Below are 20,236 nucleotides of genomic sequence, written 5' to 3'. Positions count from 1 at the left end.
GGACGCGTCCTCATTGAATTTTTTGTTGCGACAATCATCTATCATGGCTGGAGCGTGTGCAAACACCTGCCATGCCGGGAGATCGTCATGACCACGAAAAAGGCCGATCCGGAAGCCGTCAAAAAGGCTGAAGCCGAAAAGCGCAAACTGGACGACGAACTGAACGAGGCGCTTGAAGAGACCTTTCCCGCCTCCGACCCCGTCAAACTCACCCAGCCGGACCCGCACGCCGAACCTCGTCCGAAGGACTAAAATCCGGAACAGGCGGCATCCCCGGACGTTATCCCTGCGAACCCACGCAGGAGCACATCATGGCCGAGGCCGCCACAAAGCAGAAAAACCCGAACAAGCCGAAAGACCCGGAGAAGAAGAAGCTCGACGACGACCTTGAGGCCGGGCTGGAAGAATCATTTCCGGGCTCCGACCCGGTCAGCGTGACCCAGCCGTCGCCGTCCAGGCACGATGAGGACAGCAGGCGGAAGGGCTAAAACCCCAGGCCGGTTTTCCGGCTGGAGCGTCCAGTGCGGACAACACGTTATAAATCAATGACATAGGAGCCGTCGCCTCTGCCGGGCGGCGGTAATGATTCATCATATTATTTGAAGAAATCCCGTCCCCAGAGGCTTTATAACGAGCTCTCCGCTAGAATGGGGCGTTCGCCAGAGCCAAGCAGGTGTTTTTCGGAGCCTGGCCAGAGACTCGGCGGAACAGGGGAATTCATGGTGCGCAAATATTTCGGGACCGACGGTATCCGCGGTCGTGCCAACAGCCTGATCACGCCGGAACTGGCGCTCAAGGTCGGGCAGGCGGCTGGTCTGGTGTTTCAGCGCGGCGACCATCGTCATCGCGTGGTGATCGGCAAGGACACCCGTCTGTCCGGTTACATGATCGAAAACGCCATGGTGGCCGGATTCACGTCTGTCGGCATGGATGTGCTGTTGCTCGGCCCGATGCCGACGCCGGCCGTGGCGATGCTCACCAAATCGATGCGCGCCGATCTCGGCGTGATGATCTCCGCCTCGCACAATCTGTTCGACGACAACGGCATCAAGCTGTTCGGCCCTGCCGGCTTCAAGCTGTCCGACGATGTCGAGACGCAGATCGAACAGTTGATGGACGAGAACCTCGACAAGCGTCTCGCCCAGAGCGCCAGTCTCGGCCGCGCCCGCCGCATCGACGGCGTGCACGATCGCTACATCGAATTCGCCAAGCGCACCCTGCCGCGCGATCTCAGCCTCGACGGCCTGCGCGTCGTGGTGGATTGCGCCAACGGCGCGGCCTACAAGGTGGTGCCGGAAGCGCTGTGGGAGCTGGGCGCGGACGTCATCTCCATCGGCGTCGAGCCGGACGGCTTCAACATCAACAAGGACTGCGGTTCGACATCGCCGGAAGCGCTGTCGCGCAAGGTGCGCGAGATGCGCGCCGACATCGGCATCGCGCTCGACGGCGACGCCGATCGCGTCATCATCACCGACGAACGCGGCCATGTGGTCGACGGCGACCAGCTTCTCGCCGTGATCGCGCAGAGCTGGAAGGACGATGGACGGCTGGCGAAGCCCGGTATCGTCGCCACCGTGATGTCCAATCTCGGCCTTGAACGTTATCTGAAGGAGCAGGGCATCGAGCTGCTGCGCACGCCGGTCGGCGATCGCTATGTGCTCGAGCAGATGCAGAAGGGCGGCTACAATCTCGGCGGCGAGCCGTCGGGCCACATCATCATGTCCGACTTCGCAACCACCGGCGACGGCTTCGTCGCGGCGTTGCAGGTTCTAGCCGTGGTGCAGCGCCTCGGCCGTCCGGTGTCGGAGGTCTGCCACCGCTTCGAGCCGATGCCGCAGATTCTCAAGAACGTGCGCTACCGCACCGGCAAGCCGCTCGACAATCCCGGCGTGAAATCCGCGATCGTCGATGCGGAGAAACGCCTGAACGGCAGCGGCCGTTTGCTGATCCGCCCCAGCGGGACCGAGCCGGTCATCCGCGTGATGGGCGAGGGCGACAATCGCGACCTGGTCGAGGAAGCCGTGGACATGATCGTCTCGGCGCTTGGGACGGCGTCCGCGGCGGCTTAAAATTCTACGTCGTCCCGGCCAACGGATCGGCGCAAAGCGTCGTCCGATGACAGGCTCCGGCCGGGACCCATTTTGCACAGTGCCGCGTCATCCTGAGGTGCGAGCCGCGTCTGCGGCGAGCCTCGAAGGATGCGCGAATGCAGGACGCAGATATCACCGCCATCCTTCGAGGCTCGCAAGTGCTCGCACCTCAGGATGACGGGGTCTGCGCGACTTGCCGCCAGTCTGATCAATCCGGCACATCAGCCATGGGGAATCGCGACTGGTGACCTCGCCGCCGAATTTGTATTTGAAGTCCATTCGATTTTGAATTTGCCGGAATCTGCCGTGAACAAGCCCGTTGTCCTGTCGGAAGACACCCTCGCTGCACCGATCGTTGTGGATGCTCCGGCGGCCCCCGCCCCGGTTTCGAGCGCACCCGCATACGCTATCATCGGTGCCATCAGCTTCTCGCATCTCCTCAACGACCTGATGCAGTCGCTGATCCCGTCGGTCTATCCGATCCTGAAGGACAACTACGCGCTCGACTTCGGCCAGATCGGCATGATCACGCTGGCCTTCATGTTCACCTCGTCGCTGTTGCAGCCGTTCGTCGGCGCCTACACCGACAAGTATCCAAAGCCGTTCTCGCTGGCGCTCGGCATGGGCTTCACCTTCGCTGGCCTGATCCTGCTCAGCGTCGCCAATCATTACTGGGTGATCCTGCTGGCTGCCGGTCTGGTCGGCACCGGATCGGCGGTCTTCCATCCGGAATCCTCGCGCATCGCGCGCATGGCCTCTGGCGGCCGGGTCGGCATGGCGCAATCGGTGTTCCAGGTCGGCGGCAATATCGGCAGCGCGGTCGGTCCCGTGCTCGCGGCGCTGATCGTCGTGCCGTTCGGGCAGGGCAGCATCGCCTGGTTCTCGCTGGTTGCCGCGCTCGCCATCGTTGTGCTGTGGCAGATCGGGCGCTGGTACAGGCCGCGCGTCGCACAGCGCAAGGTCAGCCATGCCGTGGCCGACGAGGAGCGGTCATCGGCGCGGACGCTGGTTGCGCTGACCGTGCTGATGGTGCTGCTGTTCTCCAAGGCGTTCTACTCGGGCAGCATCGGCAGCTACTACACGTTCTTCCTGATTCAGAAATTCGGCATCACCACGCAGGCGTCGCAGATCTATCTGTTCCTGTTTCTCGCCGCGAGCGCGGTCGGCGTGTTCTTCGGTGGTCCGCTCGGCGACCGGTTCGGCCGCAAGTATGTGATCTGGTTCTCGATCATCGGCGCGCTGCCGTTCACGCTGGCGCTGCCGCATGTCGGCCTGTTCGCCAGCGCGGTGCTGAGCATCCTGATCGGATTCATCATCTCGTCGGCAACGCCTGCGATCATCGTCTATGCGCAGGAACTGATGCCGCATCGTCTCGGCATGATCTCGGGGTTGTTTTACGGCATGACGTTCGGCTTCGGCGGTCTCGGCGCTGCCGTGCTCGGTCAGGTGGCGGACTGGAAGGGCATCGATTTCGTGTATCAGGTTTGCGCCTGGCTTCCGGCCATCGGCCTGCTTGCGATCTTCCTGCCGCAGATCAAGCGCCACAAGCTCTGACGCTCGCACTTTAAGTTGCACAACTATCGACGTCATGCCGGGCCTCGTGCCTGGCATTTGTCTCGTCATTGCGAGGAGCGCAGCGACGAAGCAATCCATGTCCTGGATAGAAGAATGGATTGCTTCGCTTCGCTCGCAATGACGGAAAAGTCCGAAGCAGACTTCGCCGCCACTACGTCAGCATCGCTGACTCAATCATCAACACATCGTTAGGATTTTGCGGCGCGCCAGGCCTCGCGCGTTGTGTAAATGTTTACCGTCTCGCTTAAGCCAGATTAAAAATCGCGGTTAAGAATTAGGGTTAAGTGCCGCTTAAACATTTGGTGCCATGGTCCGCCCATGAGTTTTGAGCGTGAGGCTTTTGTCTGCCTCACCGGCGAAAGGACCGGACCAATGCGTACTCTGAAGAATCTTCTTGCTGCCGGCGCTGCGTCATTCATTTCCTCGGCCGCGCTCGCTGCCGATCTTCCGCCCCCTCCAATGTATGTTCCGCCTCCAGTGGAAGACTTCGGCGGCTGGTATCTGCGCGGCGATATCGGCTTCAGCAACCAGAAGGTCCAGCACCTGAGCAACGCGCTCGAAGCCGGTCTCACTAGCCAGAATCAGAAGGCGGATTTCAACAGCGCGGGCATCTTCGGTCTCGGCGCAGGTTACCGCTTCAACAACTGGTTCCGCGCGGACGTAACCGGTGAATACCGCGCGAGTTCGACGTTGAACGGCTACGAAGTGAACACCTTCAATGGCGGCGGTGCCGTGCAAAACGGCTTCAACAAGTATACCGGCAACAAGTCCGAATGGCTGATCATGGCCAACGCCTATGCCGATCTCGGAACCTGGTGGTGCATCACACCGTTCATCGGTGCCGGTGTCGGTGCCGCTCGCGTGACGATGGCAAACTACACTGACGTCGGACAAACGACGAGCAACGGTGGTTTCGCCGGTGGGCCAAGCTCCGCTTACGCAGCAGATGCATCGAAGTGGAATTTCGCCTGGGCGGTTCACGCCGGCCTTGCCTACAAGATCAATCCGAGCCTGACGCTCGAACTGGCCTACCGTTACCTCGACATGGGTGACGGCATCACCGGCGACGTCATCGCTTACGACGGCACCAACAACATCAACAATCCGACGACCTTCAAGCATCTCACGTCGCATGATCTGAAACTCGGCATCCGTTGGGCGATCGATCCGGTGCCGGCTTACGCTCCGCCGATGATGCCTCTCATCCGTAAGGGCTGATTGGATTTCTTCTCGCTTCGTCTCTCCTGCCAAACTTTAACGGCGCGGATTTTTCCGCGCCGTTTTCTTTTGCGCAGAGTGCGCGGCGATAACGAATGATTAGGGTTAACGCGGCATGATCGAACGTAGTTAAGCGTTGGTAACGGGAGTTTCGTGATGCGTCGGATCGTGTTGGCGATGATGATGGCGGCAGCCGCGCAGGGTGCGCAGGCCGCAGATTATCCCGAGGACTTGCCGGTCCTGCGCGGAATGCTCCGCGAAAGTCCGCGCTATGTCAGATGGCAGGGCTTCTACGCCGGCGGGCAGGCGGCTTACGGCTCGTCCGACCACAATTTCAATGGTGCGACGAGCAACATGACGGCGCAACAACTGGCGCTGACGACGATCGAAAAGGAATTCCAGGTTTCGAGCTGGCCGGTGATCGGCGGGAAGGTTTCGCATCAGAGCAGCGCCTTTGGCGGCTTCGCCGGCTATAACGCGCAGTGGGGCGACGCCGTGCTTGGCGTCGATGCGAGCTATATGCACGGTAACTTCGGGGGCGCCGCAGCCGGCAGCATGGGGCGCCAGTTCACCACCTCGGACGGTATCAACAACAATGTGCTCGTGACGTCGTCGGCGTCCATCAAGTTCACGGACATTCTCACGTTCCGTGGCCGTGCCGCATACGCCATCGGCAGTTTCCTTCCTTATCTGTTTGGCGGCGTTGCGTTCGGACTCGCCGACAGCACGAGAACCAACGTGATCGATGCGCAGGGCACGAATCCCGGTCCGCCGCCGACAAACGCTTACGGCCCCGTCACGTACACAGCTTCCGAAAATCAGCACGGCCGGTTGAAGGTCGGATACACGATGGGTCTTGGCACCGAAGTGATGCTGTTTGGAAACGTGTTCGGCCGCGCCGAATGGGAATACATCCGCTTCACCGGTCCCATCGATACCAACATCAACACCGTACGCGGCGGTCTCGGCTACAGGTTCTGACCAAACCGTTTCTCCGAAGTTCTCTTTTGCGGCTCCTGTCGTTGACAGGGGCCGTTTTGCCTGTTGGGCTATCGCTCCATTCGGAGGCGGCAGCCATCGGGAAGGTGCGGTCATGAAGATCTATGGCGATCTGAAATCCGGCAATTGCCTGAAAGTGAAGTGGGTGTGCGACAAGCTTTCGCGCCGCTACACCTGGATCGATGTCGACACCATGAAAAGTGAAAGCCGCACGCCCGAGTTTCTCAAGCTGAACGGGGCGGGGCAGGTGCCGGTGCTCGAACTCGACGACGGTCGCACGCTGGCACAATCCAATGCCATCATCCGCTATCTGGCGCGCGGCACGGACCTGATCCCCGCGGAGGCGTTCCTGTCGGCGAAGATGGATGAGTGGCTGTTCTGGGAGCAGTACAGCCACGAGCCTTACATCGCGGTCTGCCGGTTTCAGATGGTCTATCTCGGCAAGTCGCTGGGCGATCTCGATCCGGAGAAGGTCAAGCGGGGCTATGCCGCGCTGGCGCTGATGGAGCACCACTTGCAGAAAACGAAGTTCCTGGTCGAGGACGTGTTCTCGCTCGCGGATGTGGCGCTGCTGGCCTACACCCGCGCGGCCCACGAAGGCGGCTTTCATCTCGACGGCTATGACGCCGTGCGGCGCTGGATCGGCGAGTCCGAAAAGCGGCTCGGCCTCTGATTCCGGGGACGGAAGGCGGCGAATGCAGGGTAAGCTGTGGCCGGTTCGTCATCCAGCCGAGGAAGCGCCCATGCCGGCCATCAATCCCCTGACCGCCATCGCCGTTCTGCTCGCCACCGCCGCGACCGATGCCGTCTATGTCATGTTCACGTCGGCGGTGGTGGCGCGCAAACGCGTCCCCGCGGCATCCTGGAGCAGCATCTGGTATCTGCTCTCGTCCTACGCGGTGATCAGCTACACCGAGAACTGGATCTATGTGGCCTTTGCCGCGGTCGGATCGTGGGTCGGGGCTTTCGCCACCATCACCTTCCTGCACCGTCCGCCGGGCGGACCGCCGGTCGGCGCGGCGCCGGAATAACAGGTCCTGACAGAGAGGGCAGATCGCCCATGCGCAGGTGAATCTCCGTCCAGCGTTGTAAGTTCCAAAAAAGCATCTAGTCTGGCCGCGTTGATCCGGCTTGCGAATTGCAAGTCACTCAAGACGGCGGCGTTGCCGAGGGCGGCTTTGCGCGAGGAGAACCCATGCAATTCGATTTCGAAGCAATGACGGCCGGCGAACGCTACAAGCTGCTGCTGGCCACGGTGCTTCCGCGGCCGATCGCATGGATCACCACGCGTGACAGCAGCGGCGCTGTGAACGCCGCGCCGTTCTCGTTCTTCAATGTGTTCGGATCGGAGCCCGCGACAGTCGGCGTCGGAATCGGCAGCAAAGGGCCCGGCGAGCCGAAGGACACCCGCGCCAACATTCGCGCCAACGAACAGTTCGTGGTCAATCTTGTGCCTTACAGTCTCGCCCAGCAGATGCGGATCACCTCGATCGCATTTCCCAAGGGCGTCGAGGAACCGGCAGAGGCGGACCTGAAACTCGTGCCATCGGAGAAGGTGAAGGTGCCGCGCATCGAAGCCTCGCCGGTCTCGATGGAATGCACGTTCATGCAGGAGGTCGCGCTCGGCGGCTTCAGCCTCGTGCTCGGCCGCATCCTGATGATTCATGTGCAGGATCACGCCGTGATCGATGCCACGCGGCAGTATGTCGACGCGGAGAAACTCGATCTGATCGGACGCATGGAAGGCGGCTGGTACACCCGCACGACACAGCGTTTCGAGATGCCGAATATCCCGCTCGCAGAGTGGAAGCGGCCGGCCTGACCCGGCGGGAAGGGACGCCCTGCATCCCGGCTTTGTGATCCGCGCGGGGCAAAGTTTCTTGACGAAATCCGAAACCTTCCATATTGACGGCGGCGGGACACCTCCCCCCAACGGGAGGCTAGCTATCTGGAAGGATAGAATATGACTGTAGCGAAGCCCGGCGCCAAGCCGAACGTGCCGCATTTTTCCTCCGGCCCCTGCGCCAAGCGCCCTGGCTGGAACCCCCAAAATCTCAAGGACGCAGCCCTCGGCCGTTCGCATCGCGCGAAGGTCGGCAAGGCCAAACTCAAGCTCGCGATCGAACTGACGCGCGAAGTGCTTGAAGTGCCTGCCGATTACAAGATCGGCATTGTGCCTGCGTCCGACACCGGCGCCGTCGAAATGGCGCTGTGGTCGCTGCTCGGGCCGCGCCCGGTCACCACCATCGCATGGGAATCCTTCGGCGAAGGCTGGGTCAGCGACATCGTCAAGGAATTGAAGCTCAAGGACGTGGTCAAGCTCCACGCCGGATATGGCGAGATTCCCGATCTGTCGAAGGCCGACAAGAATTCCGACATCGTGTTCACCTGGAACGGCACCACCTCCGGCGTGCGCGTTCCGAACGCCGACTGGATCGCGGCTGACCGCGAAGGCCTCACGATTTGCGACGCGACCTCCGCCGCGTTCGCGCAGCCGCTCGACTGGCCGAAGCTCGATGTCGTGACGTTCTCCTGGCAGAAGGCGCTGGGCGGCGAAGCCGCGCACGGCATGCTGATCCTGTCGCCGCGCGCCGTCGCGCGGCTCGAGAGCTACACGCCGCCGTGGCCGCTGCCGAAGATCTTCCGCATGACCAAGGGCGGCAAGCTCAATGCCGGCATCTTCGAGGGCGAAACCATCAACACGCCGTCGATGCTCTGCGTCGAGGACTATCTCGATGCGCTGAACTGGGCGAAGTCCGTTGGCGGTCTCAAGGCGCTGATCGCGCGTGCCGATGCCAACACCAAGGTGCTCGCCGACTGGAAGGCGAAGACGCCGTGGGTGGACTTCCTTGCCGCCGATCCGGCGATCCGCTCCAACACGTCGGTGTGCCTGAAGGTCGTCGATCCGGCGATCAACGCGCTCTCTGCCGACGCGCAGGCTGACTTCGCCAAGAAGCTGGTCGCGGCGGTCGAGAAGGAAGGCGCCGGTTACGACTTCGCGCATTACCGCGATGCGCCGGCCGGTCTTCGCATCTGGTGCGGTGCGACGGTTGAGGCCAGGGACGTCGAGATTCTGACGCAGTGGATCGACTGGGCGTTCGCCGAGACCAAGGCTTCGCTCGCGAAAGCGGCCTGACTTGTCATTCCGGGGCGCGCGTAGCGCGAACCCGGAATCCAACTACAAATCCCTTTAACCTCGTCTGGATTCCGGGCTCGCTCGCAAGGCTCGCGCCCCGGAATGACGAAAGATGGATCACATCCCATGACCAAACCCAAAGTTCTCATTTCCGACGCGCTGTCTCCCGCCGCCGTGCAGATTTTCAAGGATCGCGGCATCGAGGTCGATTTCCAGCCGGAACTCGGCAAGGACAAGGACAAGCTTGCCGAGATCATCGGCAACTATGACGGCCTCGCCATCCGCTCCGCCACCAAGGCGACGGCGAAGATTCTCGAGAAGGCCAAGAACCTGAAGGTCATCGGCCGCGCCGGCATCGGCGTCGACAATGTCGAGATTCCCGCCGCTACGGCGAAGGGCATCATCGTGATGAACACGCCGTTCGGCAACTCGATCACCACCGCCGAGCACGCCATCACGCTGATGCTGGCGCTGGCCCGCGAAATCCCCGCCGCCGACGCCTCGACCCAGGCCGGCAAGTGGGAGAAGAACCGCTTCATGGGCGTCGAAATCACCGGCAAGACGCTTGGCGTCATCGGCGCCGGCAACATCGGTTCGATCGTCGCCGACCGCGCGCTCGGCCTGCGCATGAAGGTGATCGCGTTCGATCCGTTCCTGTCGCCGGAGCGCGCCAAGGACATCGGCGTCGAGAAGGTCGAACTCGACGACCTGTTCAAGCGCGCCGACTTCATCACGCTGCACACGCCATTGACCGACAAGACCAAGAACATCATCGACGCGGCCTCGCTCGCCAAGATGAAGAAGGGCGTGCGTATCATCAACTGCGCGCGCGGCGGTCTGGTGGATGAGCAGGCGCTGGTCGATGCGCTGAATTCCAAGCACGTCGCGGGCGCTGCGTTCGACGTGTTCGTGGAAGAGCCGGCCAAGACCAACGTGCTGTTCGGTCATCCGAATGTCATCTGCACCCCGCATCTCGGCGCATCCACCACGGAAGCGCAGGAAAACGTCGCGCTGCAGGTCGCCGAACAGATGTCGGACTATCTGCTGACCGGTGCGATCTCCAACGCCGTCAACTTCCCCTCGATCACGGCGGAAGAAGCACCGAAGCTGAAGCCGTTCATCGAACTGGCCGAAAAGCTCGGCTCGTTCGCCGGCCAGTTGACCGAAACCGGCATCACCAAGGTCACGATCACCTATGAGGGCGCGGTCGCGGACATGAAGATCAAGGCGCTGACCTCCGCAGCCTTGACGGGCCTGCTGCGGCCGATGCTGGGCGACGTCAATGTCGTCTCTGCGCCGGTGGTGGCGAAGGAGCGCGGCATGGTGGTCGATGAGGTGACACGTGCCGCCCGCAGCGATTATGAAAGTCTGATTACCGTGACGGTCGCGACCGAACGGCAGGAGCGTTCGGTATCCGGCACGGTTTATCACGACGGCAAGCCACGCCTGGTCGACATCAAGGGCATCCGGGTCGATGCTGAATTCGCCAAGTCGATGATCTACATCACCAACGAGGACAAGCCGGGCTTCATCGGCAAATTCGCCTCGCTGCTCGGCGATGCCAAGATCAACATCGCGACCTTCCATCTCGGCCGCAATGTGCAGGGTGGCGACGCCATTGCACTGGTCGAGGTCGACGGTGCGGTGCCGGCCGATGTCCTCGCGAAGGTGGCGGCGCTGCCGCAGGTCAAGCAGGCGAAAGCGCTGACGTTCTGAGGGACGTATTGTCCTGAAGGATATTTCAATTTGAAAGGCGGCTGCAGTCCTGCGGCCGCCTTTCGCGTTTGACAGCAACGGCCACGGCGACGTAATTTAGAATCGTTCTAAATTATGCTTTTCAACGGGGCCGATGCGGGTGACGGCGGGAGCGAACGGGGCGCGTTGCCCGACGACGAGCTGGTCCCATCGCACGGCGTGGCGGCTGCTCGCTGGCGTGGGGGTTGCGTTCGGCTGCGCCTGCACGGTCGCCCACGCGACCGATGAGATCCAAGTCTATGACGCGTCGATCGCTGCCGTAGGTCAATTCACCATCCAGCAGCATCTGAACTATGTCGCGCGCGGACAACCGCTGCCGCCCTTCCCGGGTGGTTTCAGGTCGGATGGAAGTCTCAACGGTACGCCGGAATTCGCCTACGGCATGACGGAGTGGTGGGAGCTCGGCCTCTATCTGCCGTTTGCCGTGCAGGACCGTCAGTTCCTCTCCGACGGCTTCAAACTCCGATCGTTGTTCGTCTCGCCGAGCGCGGCTCAGCGGGACTTCTTCTACGGTGTCAATTTCGAGCTGAGCTACGAGATGCCGAAATTCGCGCAGACCCGTTGGGGGCTCGAGATTCGTCCGATCATCGGGATGCGAAAGGGCGACTACGAGTTCATCGTGAACCCGATTGTGGGCATCGGGCTTGGCCGCCTTGGCGTGGCTGATTTCACTCCGGCGGCGCGGGTGGCGAAGAAGGTCGCGCAGGATGTGCAACTCGGTCTCGAATACTATGCAGACTTCGGCGAGATCGGGCACTTCGCGGCGCTTCGCAATCAGCAGCACACCGTTTTCGCGGTGACCGATTTCAAGGTCGGCGATTTTGATGTGAACTTTGGCGTGGGCTATGGCCTGACGCCGGCGTCCGATCGCGTCGTGGTCAAGACAATCGTTGGCTATGCTTTTCCTGTGGCTGGTGCGGCGCCTGCGGACACCCCGGGCACAACGCTCAGAAATCCATTTCGTGAGCGGGCGCCGGGCTTACTGTCGGGCGGCTCGTCATTCTGACGGTTTGATACGATCGCGCGGCGAGAACGGCCAAGTCAGCATCATCGTTGCCGGACTTGCGTCGCTGCCTGGAATCTTTCGGGGCAATTTCTGCAATAGCGGGTGTAACCAACCCGAAAGGAAATTTCGATAATTGATTGGACGAATCCGCGCAGAAGCGTGGCCCGCCCCGGAGCTTCATCGTGAAATTTTTGAACAACCTGCCCATCACCGCCAAACTCGGAATTTTGGTCGGTGTGACTTTGCTTGGCCTCAGCGCAGCCGGTCTTTACTCAGCCTATATGATGCAGCGGGAGCTGGTGAACGGGCGTGAAGCGCAGACCCACGCGCTGGTCGATACCGCGCGCAACATGGCGATCGGACTGCAGAAGCAGGTCGATGCCGGACAGATGACCAAGGAAGCTGCGATCGCGGAATTCGCGAAACGCGCCCAGACCATGACCTACGAGAACGGCACGGGCTACATGTTCGTCTATACGATGGACGGCATTACGGTCGCGACGCCGGACGTGAAGAAGATCGGCAGCAATCAGCTCGATGTCGAAACCAACGGCCGCAAGCTGGCGCGCGAACTGCGCGACGGCGTTGCCGCCAAGGGCGATGTCACGTTGCGCTACGAATACGAAAAGCCCGGCACCAAGGAACTGATCCGCAAGATGTCTTACGCGGTCGCAATTCCCGGCTGGAACATGTTTGTCGGCACCGGCGGTTATCTCGACGATCTCGACGCCAAGCTGATGCCCATCGTCTGGGCGCTCATTGCGGCGACTGTCTTGATCGGCGCAGTCTCCGGCGCGGTGGCCTGGTTCATCGGCCGCAGCATCACCCGTCCACTCGGTCTGCTCGGCACCCGCATGCAGACGCTGGCGGATGGCCAGCTCGAAGACGACATTCCGGGCATCGGCCGCCGTGATGAAATCGGCAAGATGGCCACGACCGTGCAGGTCTTCAAGGACAACGCGATCCGCATCCGCGGACTCGAGCAGGAAGAAGCTGCGGCCAAGGAACGTGCCGCTGCGGAACGGCAGGCGATGATGAACAGCATTGCCAGCAACTTCGAAAGCAGCGTCAACGGCATCGTCCGCTCCGTGGCGACGTCGGCGGCCGGTATGCAGACGACCGCGGAATCCATGACCGCGTCGGCCCGCGATGCCAGCGCCCGTGCAGCCACCGTGGGTTCGGCGTCGGAGCGGGCATCGAGCAACGTCGGCACGGTCGCGGCAGCGGCGGAAGAGCTGTCCAGCTCGGTCGCCGAGATCGCCCGCCAGGTCAACCAGTCGAACGAGATCGCCACCAAGGCTGTGGCCGATGCCGAGCGCACCAATGCGACGGTGCAGGTTCTCTCCAGCGGCGCCGAGAAGATCGGCGAAGTGGTGCAGCTCATCCACTCCATCGCGGCGCAGACCAATCTGCTCGCGCTCAATGCCACCATCGAGGCGGCACGCGCAGGCGAAGCCGGCCGCGGCTTTGCCGTGGTGGCCTCCGAGGTCAAGGCGCTGGCCAACCAGACCGCCAAGGCCACCGAGGAAATCTCGGCTCAGGTCGCTGCCATGCAGGCCACCACCAGCGACGCGGTGGTGTCGATCGGCGGCATCACCGAAACCATCGCGCGGATGAGCGAGATCACGATGAACATCTCCAGCGCCGTCGAAGAGCAGGGCGCTGCGACCCGCGAGATTGCACGCAACATCCAGTCGGTGGCGGCGGGATCGACCGAGATCAGCGATCACATCGGCGGCGTCAGCTCGGCCGCGGCGGCGACCGGCACGGCGGCATCGGACGTTCTCTCCAGCGCCCGCGATCTCGACCAGCAGTCGGGCATGCTGCGCGCGGCGGTGGACGAATTCCTCGGCAAGGTGCGGGCGGCGTAACTCGCTCTCTCCCTCCCCCTTGTGGGGAGGGAAGACCGGCGCAGCCGGTCAGGGTGGGGGGCTATGTTCCGTGGCCTGTCATCCACCCCACCCGACTGGCCTTACGGCATAGCCGATGCAGAGCGTCGGCGTTTTACCAAGGGAACGGCGGCCAAGGGCCGCCTATGCACCCTCCCCACAAGGGGGAGGGAAAGACAGTTTACTGCTTCTCGATCTTGGCTTCCCGGATCAGCTTTTCCCACACCACGAGCTGCTCTTTCAGGAACTTGTCGAAGCTCTCGGGCGTGCCGGAGAAAGCTTCCATGCCGCGGTCGGCAAGCTCCTTCCTGATATCGGGCCGCTCGACGACCTTGCGGATTTCCGCATTCAGCCGGGTCACGATCGGCTTCGGCAGGTTGGCCGGGCCGAGATAGCCCTGCCACGAGGTGATGTCGAAACCCTTCACGCCGGCTTCGTCCATGGTGGGAAGATCCGGCAGCAGCGCGGAGCGCTTGATCGTCGTCACCGCCAGCGCCTTCAGCGCCTTGCCGTTGACATGGGGCAGGCCGGTCGGAACGTCGACGAACATCATCGACACCCGCCCGGCGATCACGTCGGTGAGGGCGGGCGGCGAACTCTTGTAGGGGACGTGAAGCAGGTCGATGCCGGCAAGGGTTGCGAACGTCGCGCCGGACACGATCGCCGACGAACTGCCGCTGGCGTAGGAGTACTTGCCCGGCTCTTTCTTCGCGAGCGCGACCAGTTCGGCGACCGAATTCGCCGGGATCTCCGGATTGATCACCAGCATGAACGGCAGGTCGCCGGTGCGCGCGATCGGCGTGAAATCCTTGATCGGATCGTACGTCATGTTCTTTAAGAGATACGGATTGGCCGAATGTGACGTGTTGGTGGTCACGAAAATCGTGTAGCCGTCCGGCTCCGATCGCGCGACGTAGCTCGCGGCGATCGAGCCGTTGGCGCCGGGCTTGTTGTCGATCACGATATTGGTGCCGAGCGCCGTGGCCAGTTCTTTCGAGATCAGGCGCGTCGTGCTGTCGGTGCCGCTTCCCGCCGCGAACGGAAGCACCAGCGTGATGTTCTTGCCCGGTGCGGGCCACGCCGTCTGCGCCGCCGACGGTCCGGCCGCCAGAACGCCGGCCGCGATGGCGAGCGCCAAGGTCATTGGCGATATTCTTGATTTCAGGAAGTTCATTGATGGTGTCTCCGCCCTGCTCTTTTTGACGTGCGGTCGTCGGGTCACCGAGGCGGTGACGACGCCGGCACTTGAGCCGGAGATTGCGCGAAATCGCGCCGGATTGCCAGCCAGTGGTGCGATTCTAGGAAGCCGGACGTTTCCCGGCCGACCCGCGCCGCGATGCGGTGACAACGCCTGCCAGCACGAGCAGGTAACCGACCAGATGGAACAGTTCCGGCTTCTCGCCGAGCAGCACGATGGCCATCACCGAACCGAATACCGGCACCAGATGGAAGAACGGCGCGGCGCGATTGGGGCCGATCAGTTCGATCCCGCGATTGAAGAAGATGTAAGCCAGCGTCGAGGGAAAGATCACGACGAAGATGACGGTGGCGATCGTCAGCGTGTCGAGTGTCAGCCTGTCGCCGATCGAGACTTCCCATCCCACCAGCGGCAACAGCATCAGCGCTCCGGCTCCCGTGGTGAACGCGATCAGCGAGAGCGGATTGATCTTCGGACGCCGCGTCATGAGAGCGGAGTACAGTCCGAACACGAACAGCGCGCCGGCGAAACTGATGTCACCGGCGTTGATCTGGATGTCCGCCAGCGCAGCAAGGTTTCCGCGCAGAATGATGACGAGTACGCCGATCAGCGACACGAGGATGCCGGCCGCCTGCATCCATGACAGCCGCACGCCGAACAGCACCAGCGCCCACAGCGCCACGAACAGCGGTCCTGACGACTGGATCAGCAGCGCGTTCAGCGCCTGTGTGTGTTGCAGTCCCCAATAGGACAGGGCGTTGTTGAGCGCGAAGCCGGTCAGCGCCAGAACCAGCAGCAGCGGCATGTGCCGGCGCATGGTTGGCCAGTCGCGTTGCAGATGGGTCCACGCAAATGGAGCGACGACGAGGAAGGTTCCGGCCCAGCGCAGGAATGTCAGCGTGAACGGCGGAACATGGCCGGCAACAAAGCGCCCGAGCACGATGTTCGCGGCCCAGAACAGCGCCATCAGACTGAGCAGCAGGTAGGGCTGGTTCGCCAGCCGTGAAGCAAGCGAGGACTGGCGCAAGGGCGGATCAGCGACGGTCATGGGTCTTTGGGAAAGAGGATGCGTCAAGTTGTGCCGGTGTTTCGCACCTTTCACAACCGACAATCCCGGATTGCTCCGTTGCGCTGGACGCCCATCGCGCTGATCTTTTTACCTCTCCCCGCCTGCGGGGAGAGCGAGCAAATCGTGTGCTTGCGGCGAGTCGTGACCGCTGAAATGTTATGACTTAAGCTTCAGCAACCGCCGATGTGCGCCGCGCGGCGATGACGACACCGGTCAGAACCAGCGCATAGCCCGCAACATGGAACAGCTGCGGTCGCTCGCCGAGGAAGGCGATGGCGAGCACCGATCCGAACACCGGGATCAGATGGAAAAACGGCGCGGCACGGTTGGCGCCGATCAGTTCGACGCCGCGGTTGAAGAACAGATAGGCGAGGATCGACGGGAATATCGCGACATAAGCCAGCGTGAGTGCGTTGTTCACGGAGAGCGATGGCGTGTGACCGCTCGCAGCCTCCGCGATCACGGCAGGGATCAGCAACACCGTCGCATAACCGGAGGTGAAGCCCATAAAGGTCAGCGGGTGTATCGCCGGACGTTTCACCGCCAGTACCGAATAGAGCCCGAAGATGATCAGCGCGGTGGTGAAGATCAGATCACCCTTGTTCAGGTGGATCGAGGTGAGGGCGACCGGATCGCCGCGCGACAGAATCGTGAGGACGCCAAGCAGTGAAATGCCGATGCCGATGGTTTGCGGCCAGGTGAGGCGAATGCCGAGCAGAACGAATGACCACAGCGCCACGATCAATGGCCCTGACGACTGGATCAGCAGCGCATTCAATGCTTCGGTGTATCGCAGCCCGAGATAGGCGATGGCGTTGTAGCCGGCGAGGCCCGTGAGGGTCAGCAGCGTCAGAATCGGCAGATGCTTGCGGAGCACCGGCCACTCGGCCCGCAGATGAGGCCACGCGAACGGCAGGACGATCAGGCAGGCGAAGGCCCAGCGCAGGAAGGACAGCGCCATGGGCGGAAAGTCCGCCGCGATGAAACGTCCCAGCACGATGTTGCCCGCCCAGAACAGGGACGACAGGGACAGCAGCAGATATGGCCTGTTCATGAGCCATGATGTCGCGGATCGCGGGGCGGGATCGTTCATGTCGATGGCGGATTATTGGCTTTGCAGGGAAGGTCGGGGCTGGCCGGAATTATTTGGGGATATCAATGATTTGCACCCCATCTGGCACATACGTCAACAGCCGTTGGCGCTTGCGTCCCATGCGCGCATCCGTTATCCGGTGACATGCCTCGCAAGCGAGCGGCCCAAGCTGCAAGGCGCTGGAACACCAGCGGATTTGCGGGTTGCGGGAGAATGTCTGGAAATGGCTAACGTTGTCGTCGTCGGCGCCCAGTGGGGCGACGAAGGAAAAGGCAAGATCGTCGACTGGCTGTCGGAACAGGCGGACATTGTCGTTCGCTTTCAGGGCGGCCATAACGCTGGCCATACGCTCGTCATCAACGGAAACACCTACAAGCTCGCGCTGCTCCCTTCGGGCGTGCTGCGGCCGTCGAAGCTGTCGGTGATCGGCAACGGTGTCGTGTTCGACGCGCAGGCATTCCTGACCGAACTCGACAAGCTGCAGGGACAGGGCGTGAAGATCTCGCCCGACAATCTGCGCGTCGCCGAGAACGTCACGCTGATCCTGCCGCTGCACCGCGAACTCGATGCGGTGCGCGAGAACGCCAGCAAGGCCAACGCCATCGGCACCACCCAGCGCGGCATCGGTCCGGCGTATGAGGACAAGGTCGGCCGCCGCGCGATCCGGCTGATGGATCTCGCCGATCCGCAGACGCTGCCGCACAAGATCGATCGTCTGCTGACGCATCACAATGCGCTGCGCCGGGGCCTCAATCTGCCGGAGATCGACGGCGCGGACATCCTGAAAGAACTGACGGCGATCGCGCCGCGCGTGCTGCCGTTCGCGGATTCGGTGTGGAGTCTGCTCGATCAAAAGCGCCGCGAGGGCAAGCGCATCCTGTTCGAGGGCGCACAGGGCGCACTGCTCGACGTCGATCACGGAACCTATCCGTATGTCACGTCGTCCAACACGGTGGCGGCGCAGGCTGCGACCGGCACCGGCATGGGCCCGAGCTCGGTCGGCTATGTGCTCGGCATCTGCAAGGCCTACACCACACGCGTCGGACAGGGACCGTTCCCGACTGAACTGACCAACGAGATCGGCGAACTGATCGGCCAGCGCGGCAAGGAGTTCGGCGTCAACACCGGGCGCAAGCGCCGCTGCGGCTGGTTCGATGCGGTGCTGGTGCGGCAGACCGCGCGGACCAGCGGCATTCATGGCCTCGCGCTGACCAAGCTCGACATCCTCGACGGCTTCGACGAGATCCAGGTCTGTGTCGGCTACAAGCTTGACGGCAAGGAGATCGATCATCTGCCGGCGGGCGAGGGCGCGCAGGCGCGGGTCGAGCCGATCTATGAGACCATCGAAGGCTGGCAGGAGCCGACGGCCAATGCCCGGTCGTGGGCGGACCTGCCGGCACAGGCCATCAAGTACGTTCGCCGGGTCGAGGAACTGGTCGGCTGCCCGATCGCGCTGCTTTCCACCAGCCCGGAACGCGAGGATACGATCCTCGTGCAAAACCCGTTCGAGGCCTGAACAAAACATGGCCCGTCATGGGTGGACTGTGTTCTGTTGATTGACGTTTTTTAAGTACAGGGTTCGCGGAGAATCCTGCAGACTGGACAAGGATGGCTGATTACTACCCGCTCATAGCCCGCGCCATCGCCGGACTGGACCCCAGTGCTCCCGGCGAGCAACGGCGTGCGCTCTATGAACGTGCGCGGACGGCCCTGATTTCCCAGTTGCGCGGGGTGCAGCCTGCGTTGAGTGAAGCCGAAATCACGCGCGAGCGGCTGGCGCTCGAGGACGCGGTGCGCAGGGTCGAGGCCGATGCCGTCCGCCGCGCCGCCGCGCATCAGGCCGCGCCAGGCGTCGAAGCACCACCGCCCGAGCGTCCTCCCGCGCCGCCGCCGCCCGCTGCGCCACCTTCGCCGTCAGCCCAGCCGCGCGCGCCGCTTCCCGGCAGGCGGGACGGCCCGCGTCCGGGTGACGCGCTACGTGAAAGCGCCCGCAGCGCGCGAACCGGAAACGCTCCGCCGCCGGCCCCCGGCCGGCCCGCTTCACGGCCCGAGGCCAATGGAGCGCCCGACCAGCGCCCGCCGCGAAATCTGCGCGGCGATCAACCCCCGCCGCTGACCCGCGCGCAGCCGCCGGTTCAGTCGGGCCTGCCGTCGTCGATGCGTGATGTCCGTGCGCGCGATCAGCGCAGCGACGACACCCGCATGCTCGACGAGTTCACGCAGGACGCACGTGCGCAGCGCCGCCCCCCGCAGGGTTCGGGCATGCGCGATGTGGTTGCGGATGCCAACGATCTCGGCGGCGCGACGCGTTCCGCTCGGCGCAGCCAGGCTCAGGATTTTCCCGATCAGCGTGGTACGGCGCCTTACAGCTACGACGAATCCATCGAGGAAGCCGGACGCTATCAGCCGAACGGCTCGCCGCGCGCGCGTGCCTCCCGCGACGAACCCGAAACGGAGAAGCGCGGCTTTCCGCTCAAGACCGCCATCGCGGTCTGTGTCGCGATCATCGCGATCGGCGGCGCGGTGTGGGGCGGGCCGAAAGCCTATTCGCTGTTCAAGTCGCTCACCAAGCCTGCGCAGCAGGCCGACACCGCGCCGAAGGATGCCGCCGGCACGCGGCCGAAGATCACCGACCGCGTCGGCCAGCCCGGCTCGGCGCAGATTGCGCCCGTGGCGCAGCGCGTGGTGCTCTATGACGAGGACCCCTCGGCGCCGCAGGGCAAGCAGTATGTCGGCTCCGTGATCTGGCGCACCGAAGCGGTCAAGGTGCCCGCCGGTCAGCCGCCGGATATCGGCGTGCGCGCCGACATCGATATTCCCGAGCGCAAGATCAAGATGTCGCTCTCGATCCGCCGCAACACCGATGCGTCGCTGCCTGCGAGCCACACCGCGGAACTGACCTTCGTCCTGCCGCCGGATTTCGGCACCACCATCGCCAACGTCCCCGGCGTGCTGATGAAGTCCAACGAGCAGGCGCGCGGTACGCCGCTGGCGGGACTCGCGGTGAAAGTCACCGACGGATTCTTCCTGGTCGGGCTGTCGAATGTCGAGGCCGACAAGGCGCGCAATCTTCAGCTTCTGAAGGAGCGGTCGTGGTTCGATATTCCGCTGGTCTACGCCAACCAGCGCCGTTCGATCATCGCCATCGAGAAGGGCGCGCCGGGCGAGCGTGCATTCAACGAAGCATTCACGGCCTGGGGGCAGTGAT

18 protein-coding genes are annotated in these 20,236 nt (G+C 62.9%); 15 read left to right on the top strand and 3 right to left on the bottom strand.

Annotation, left to right across the window (positions count from 1 at the left end; all coding sequences use genetic code 11):
* Window positions 1-87 precede the first annotated feature (87 nt).
* The 13 genes from AC1RM7_RS09980 (at window position 88) to AC1RM7_RS09920 (ending at window position 13,650) form a co-directional block, all read left to right on the top strand.
* Window positions 88-252, top strand: coding sequence for a hypothetical protein (locus AC1RM7_RS09980; RefSeq protein ID WP_162832204.1), 165 nt, complete (start codon window positions 88-90; stop codon window positions 250-252).
* A gap of 59 nt (window positions 253-311) precedes the next feature.
* Complete coding sequence (locus AC1RM7_RS09975; RefSeq protein ID WP_162832203.1) at window positions 312-488, top strand: hypothetical protein; 177 nt, start codon at window positions 312-314, stop codon at window positions 486-488.
* Between the two features lie 231 nt (window positions 489-719).
* On the top strand, window positions 720-2,069 hold the full coding sequence (glmM, locus tag AC1RM7_RS09970; protein ID WP_006021948.1) for a phosphoglucosamine mutase: 1,350 nt from the start codon (window positions 720-722) through the stop codon (window positions 2,067-2,069).
* A 327-nt stretch (window positions 2,070-2,396) separates the two neighbouring features.
* The gene (locus tag AC1RM7_RS09965; RefSeq protein ID WP_024920441.1) at window positions 2,397-3,644 is read left to right on the top strand and encodes an MFS transporter; all 1,248 of its coding nucleotides are present in this window, start codon (window positions 2,397-2,399) and stop codon (window positions 3,642-3,644) included.
* A 393-nt stretch (window positions 3,645-4,037) separates the two neighbouring features.
* Window positions 4,038-4,883: an outer membrane protein gene (locus AC1RM7_RS09960; protein ID WP_024920440.1), complete on the top strand. Its 846-nt coding sequence runs from the start codon at window positions 4,038-4,040 to the stop codon at window positions 4,881-4,883.
* A 156-nt stretch (window positions 4,884-5,039) separates the two neighbouring features.
* Window positions 5,040-5,864, top strand: coding sequence for an outer membrane protein (locus AC1RM7_RS09955; RefSeq protein ID WP_006021945.1), 825 nt, complete (start codon window positions 5,040-5,042; stop codon window positions 5,862-5,864).
* A gap of 112 nt (window positions 5,865-5,976) precedes the next feature.
* Complete coding sequence (locus AC1RM7_RS09950; RefSeq protein ID WP_024920439.1) at window positions 5,977-6,555, top strand: glutathione S-transferase family protein; 579 nt, start codon at window positions 5,977-5,979, stop codon at window positions 6,553-6,555.
* A 70-nt stretch (window positions 6,556-6,625) separates the two neighbouring features.
* Window positions 6,626-6,913, top strand: coding sequence for a hypothetical protein (locus AC1RM7_RS09945; protein ID WP_024920438.1), 288 nt, complete (start codon window positions 6,626-6,628; stop codon window positions 6,911-6,913).
* 164 nt (window positions 6,914-7,077) lie between these two features.
* Window positions 7,078-7,704, top strand: coding sequence for a flavin reductase family protein (locus AC1RM7_RS09940; protein WP_024920437.1), 627 nt, complete (start codon window positions 7,078-7,080; stop codon window positions 7,702-7,704).
* Between the two features lie 141 nt (window positions 7,705-7,845).
* On the top strand, window positions 7,846-9,018 hold the full coding sequence (locus AC1RM7_RS09935) for a phosphoserine transaminase (protein ID WP_024920436.1): 1,173 nt from the start codon (window positions 7,846-7,848) through the stop codon (window positions 9,016-9,018).
* A gap of 126 nt (window positions 9,019-9,144) precedes the next feature.
* Window positions 9,145-10,734 (top strand): phosphoglycerate dehydrogenase, encoded by a 1,590-nt coding sequence (gene serA, locus AC1RM7_RS09930; RefSeq protein WP_006021940.1) that lies wholly within the window; start codon window positions 9,145-9,147, stop codon window positions 10,732-10,734.
* A 139-nt stretch (window positions 10,735-10,873) separates the two neighbouring features.
* Window positions 10,874-11,779 carry a hypothetical protein gene (locus AC1RM7_RS09925; protein WP_244434534.1) on the top strand — a complete coding sequence of 302 codons (906 nt, stop codon included), beginning with the start codon at window positions 10,874-10,876 and terminating at the stop codon, window positions 11,777-11,779.
* 182 nt (window positions 11,780-11,961) lie between these two features.
* On the top strand, window positions 11,962-13,650 hold the full coding sequence (locus AC1RM7_RS09920) for a methyl-accepting chemotaxis protein (protein ID WP_024920434.1): 1,689 nt from the start codon (window positions 11,962-11,964) through the stop codon (window positions 13,648-13,650).
* Window positions 13,651-13,849: 199 nt separating this feature from the next.
* Here AC1RM7_RS09920 and AC1RM7_RS09915 read toward each other — a convergent pair whose 3' ends face one another.
* The 3 genes from AC1RM7_RS09915 to AC1RM7_RS09905 form a co-directional block, all read right to left on the bottom strand.
* On the bottom strand, window positions 13,850-14,842 hold the full coding sequence (locus tag AC1RM7_RS09915) for a Bug family tripartite tricarboxylate transporter substrate binding protein (RefSeq protein WP_034461112.1): 993 nt from the start codon (window positions 14,840-14,842) through the stop codon (window positions 13,850-13,852).
* Between the two features lie 124 nt (window positions 14,843-14,966).
* Window positions 14,967-15,914, bottom strand: a complete 948-nt coding sequence (locus AC1RM7_RS09910) for a DMT family transporter (RefSeq protein ID WP_024920432.1) — start codon at window positions 15,912-15,914, stop codon at window positions 14,967-14,969.
* A 184-nt stretch (window positions 15,915-16,098) separates the two neighbouring features.
* Window positions 16,099-17,028 (bottom strand): DMT family transporter, encoded by a 930-nt coding sequence (locus AC1RM7_RS09905; protein WP_006021935.1) that lies wholly within the window; start codon window positions 17,026-17,028, stop codon window positions 16,099-16,101.
* A 223-nt stretch (window positions 17,029-17,251) separates the two neighbouring features.
* Here AC1RM7_RS09905 and AC1RM7_RS09900 point away from each other — a divergent pair, with 223 nt between their 5' ends.
* Window positions 17,252-18,544 (top strand): adenylosuccinate synthase, encoded by a 1,293-nt coding sequence (locus AC1RM7_RS09900; protein WP_006021934.1) that lies wholly within the window; start codon window positions 17,252-17,254, stop codon window positions 18,542-18,544.
* 92 nt (window positions 18,545-18,636) lie between these two features.
* Window positions 18,637-20,235: a hypothetical protein gene (locus AC1RM7_RS09895; protein WP_492837902.1), complete on the top strand. Its 1,599-nt coding sequence runs from the start codon at window positions 18,637-18,639 to the stop codon at window positions 20,233-20,235.
* Window position 20,236: the final 1 nt, after the last annotated feature.

The organism is Afipia sp. GW822-FHT03D08, from assembly GCF_058801645.1.
The sequence above is the reverse complement of the archived record's forward strand: the minus strand, read 5'-3'. Positions and strand labels throughout refer to the sequence as shown.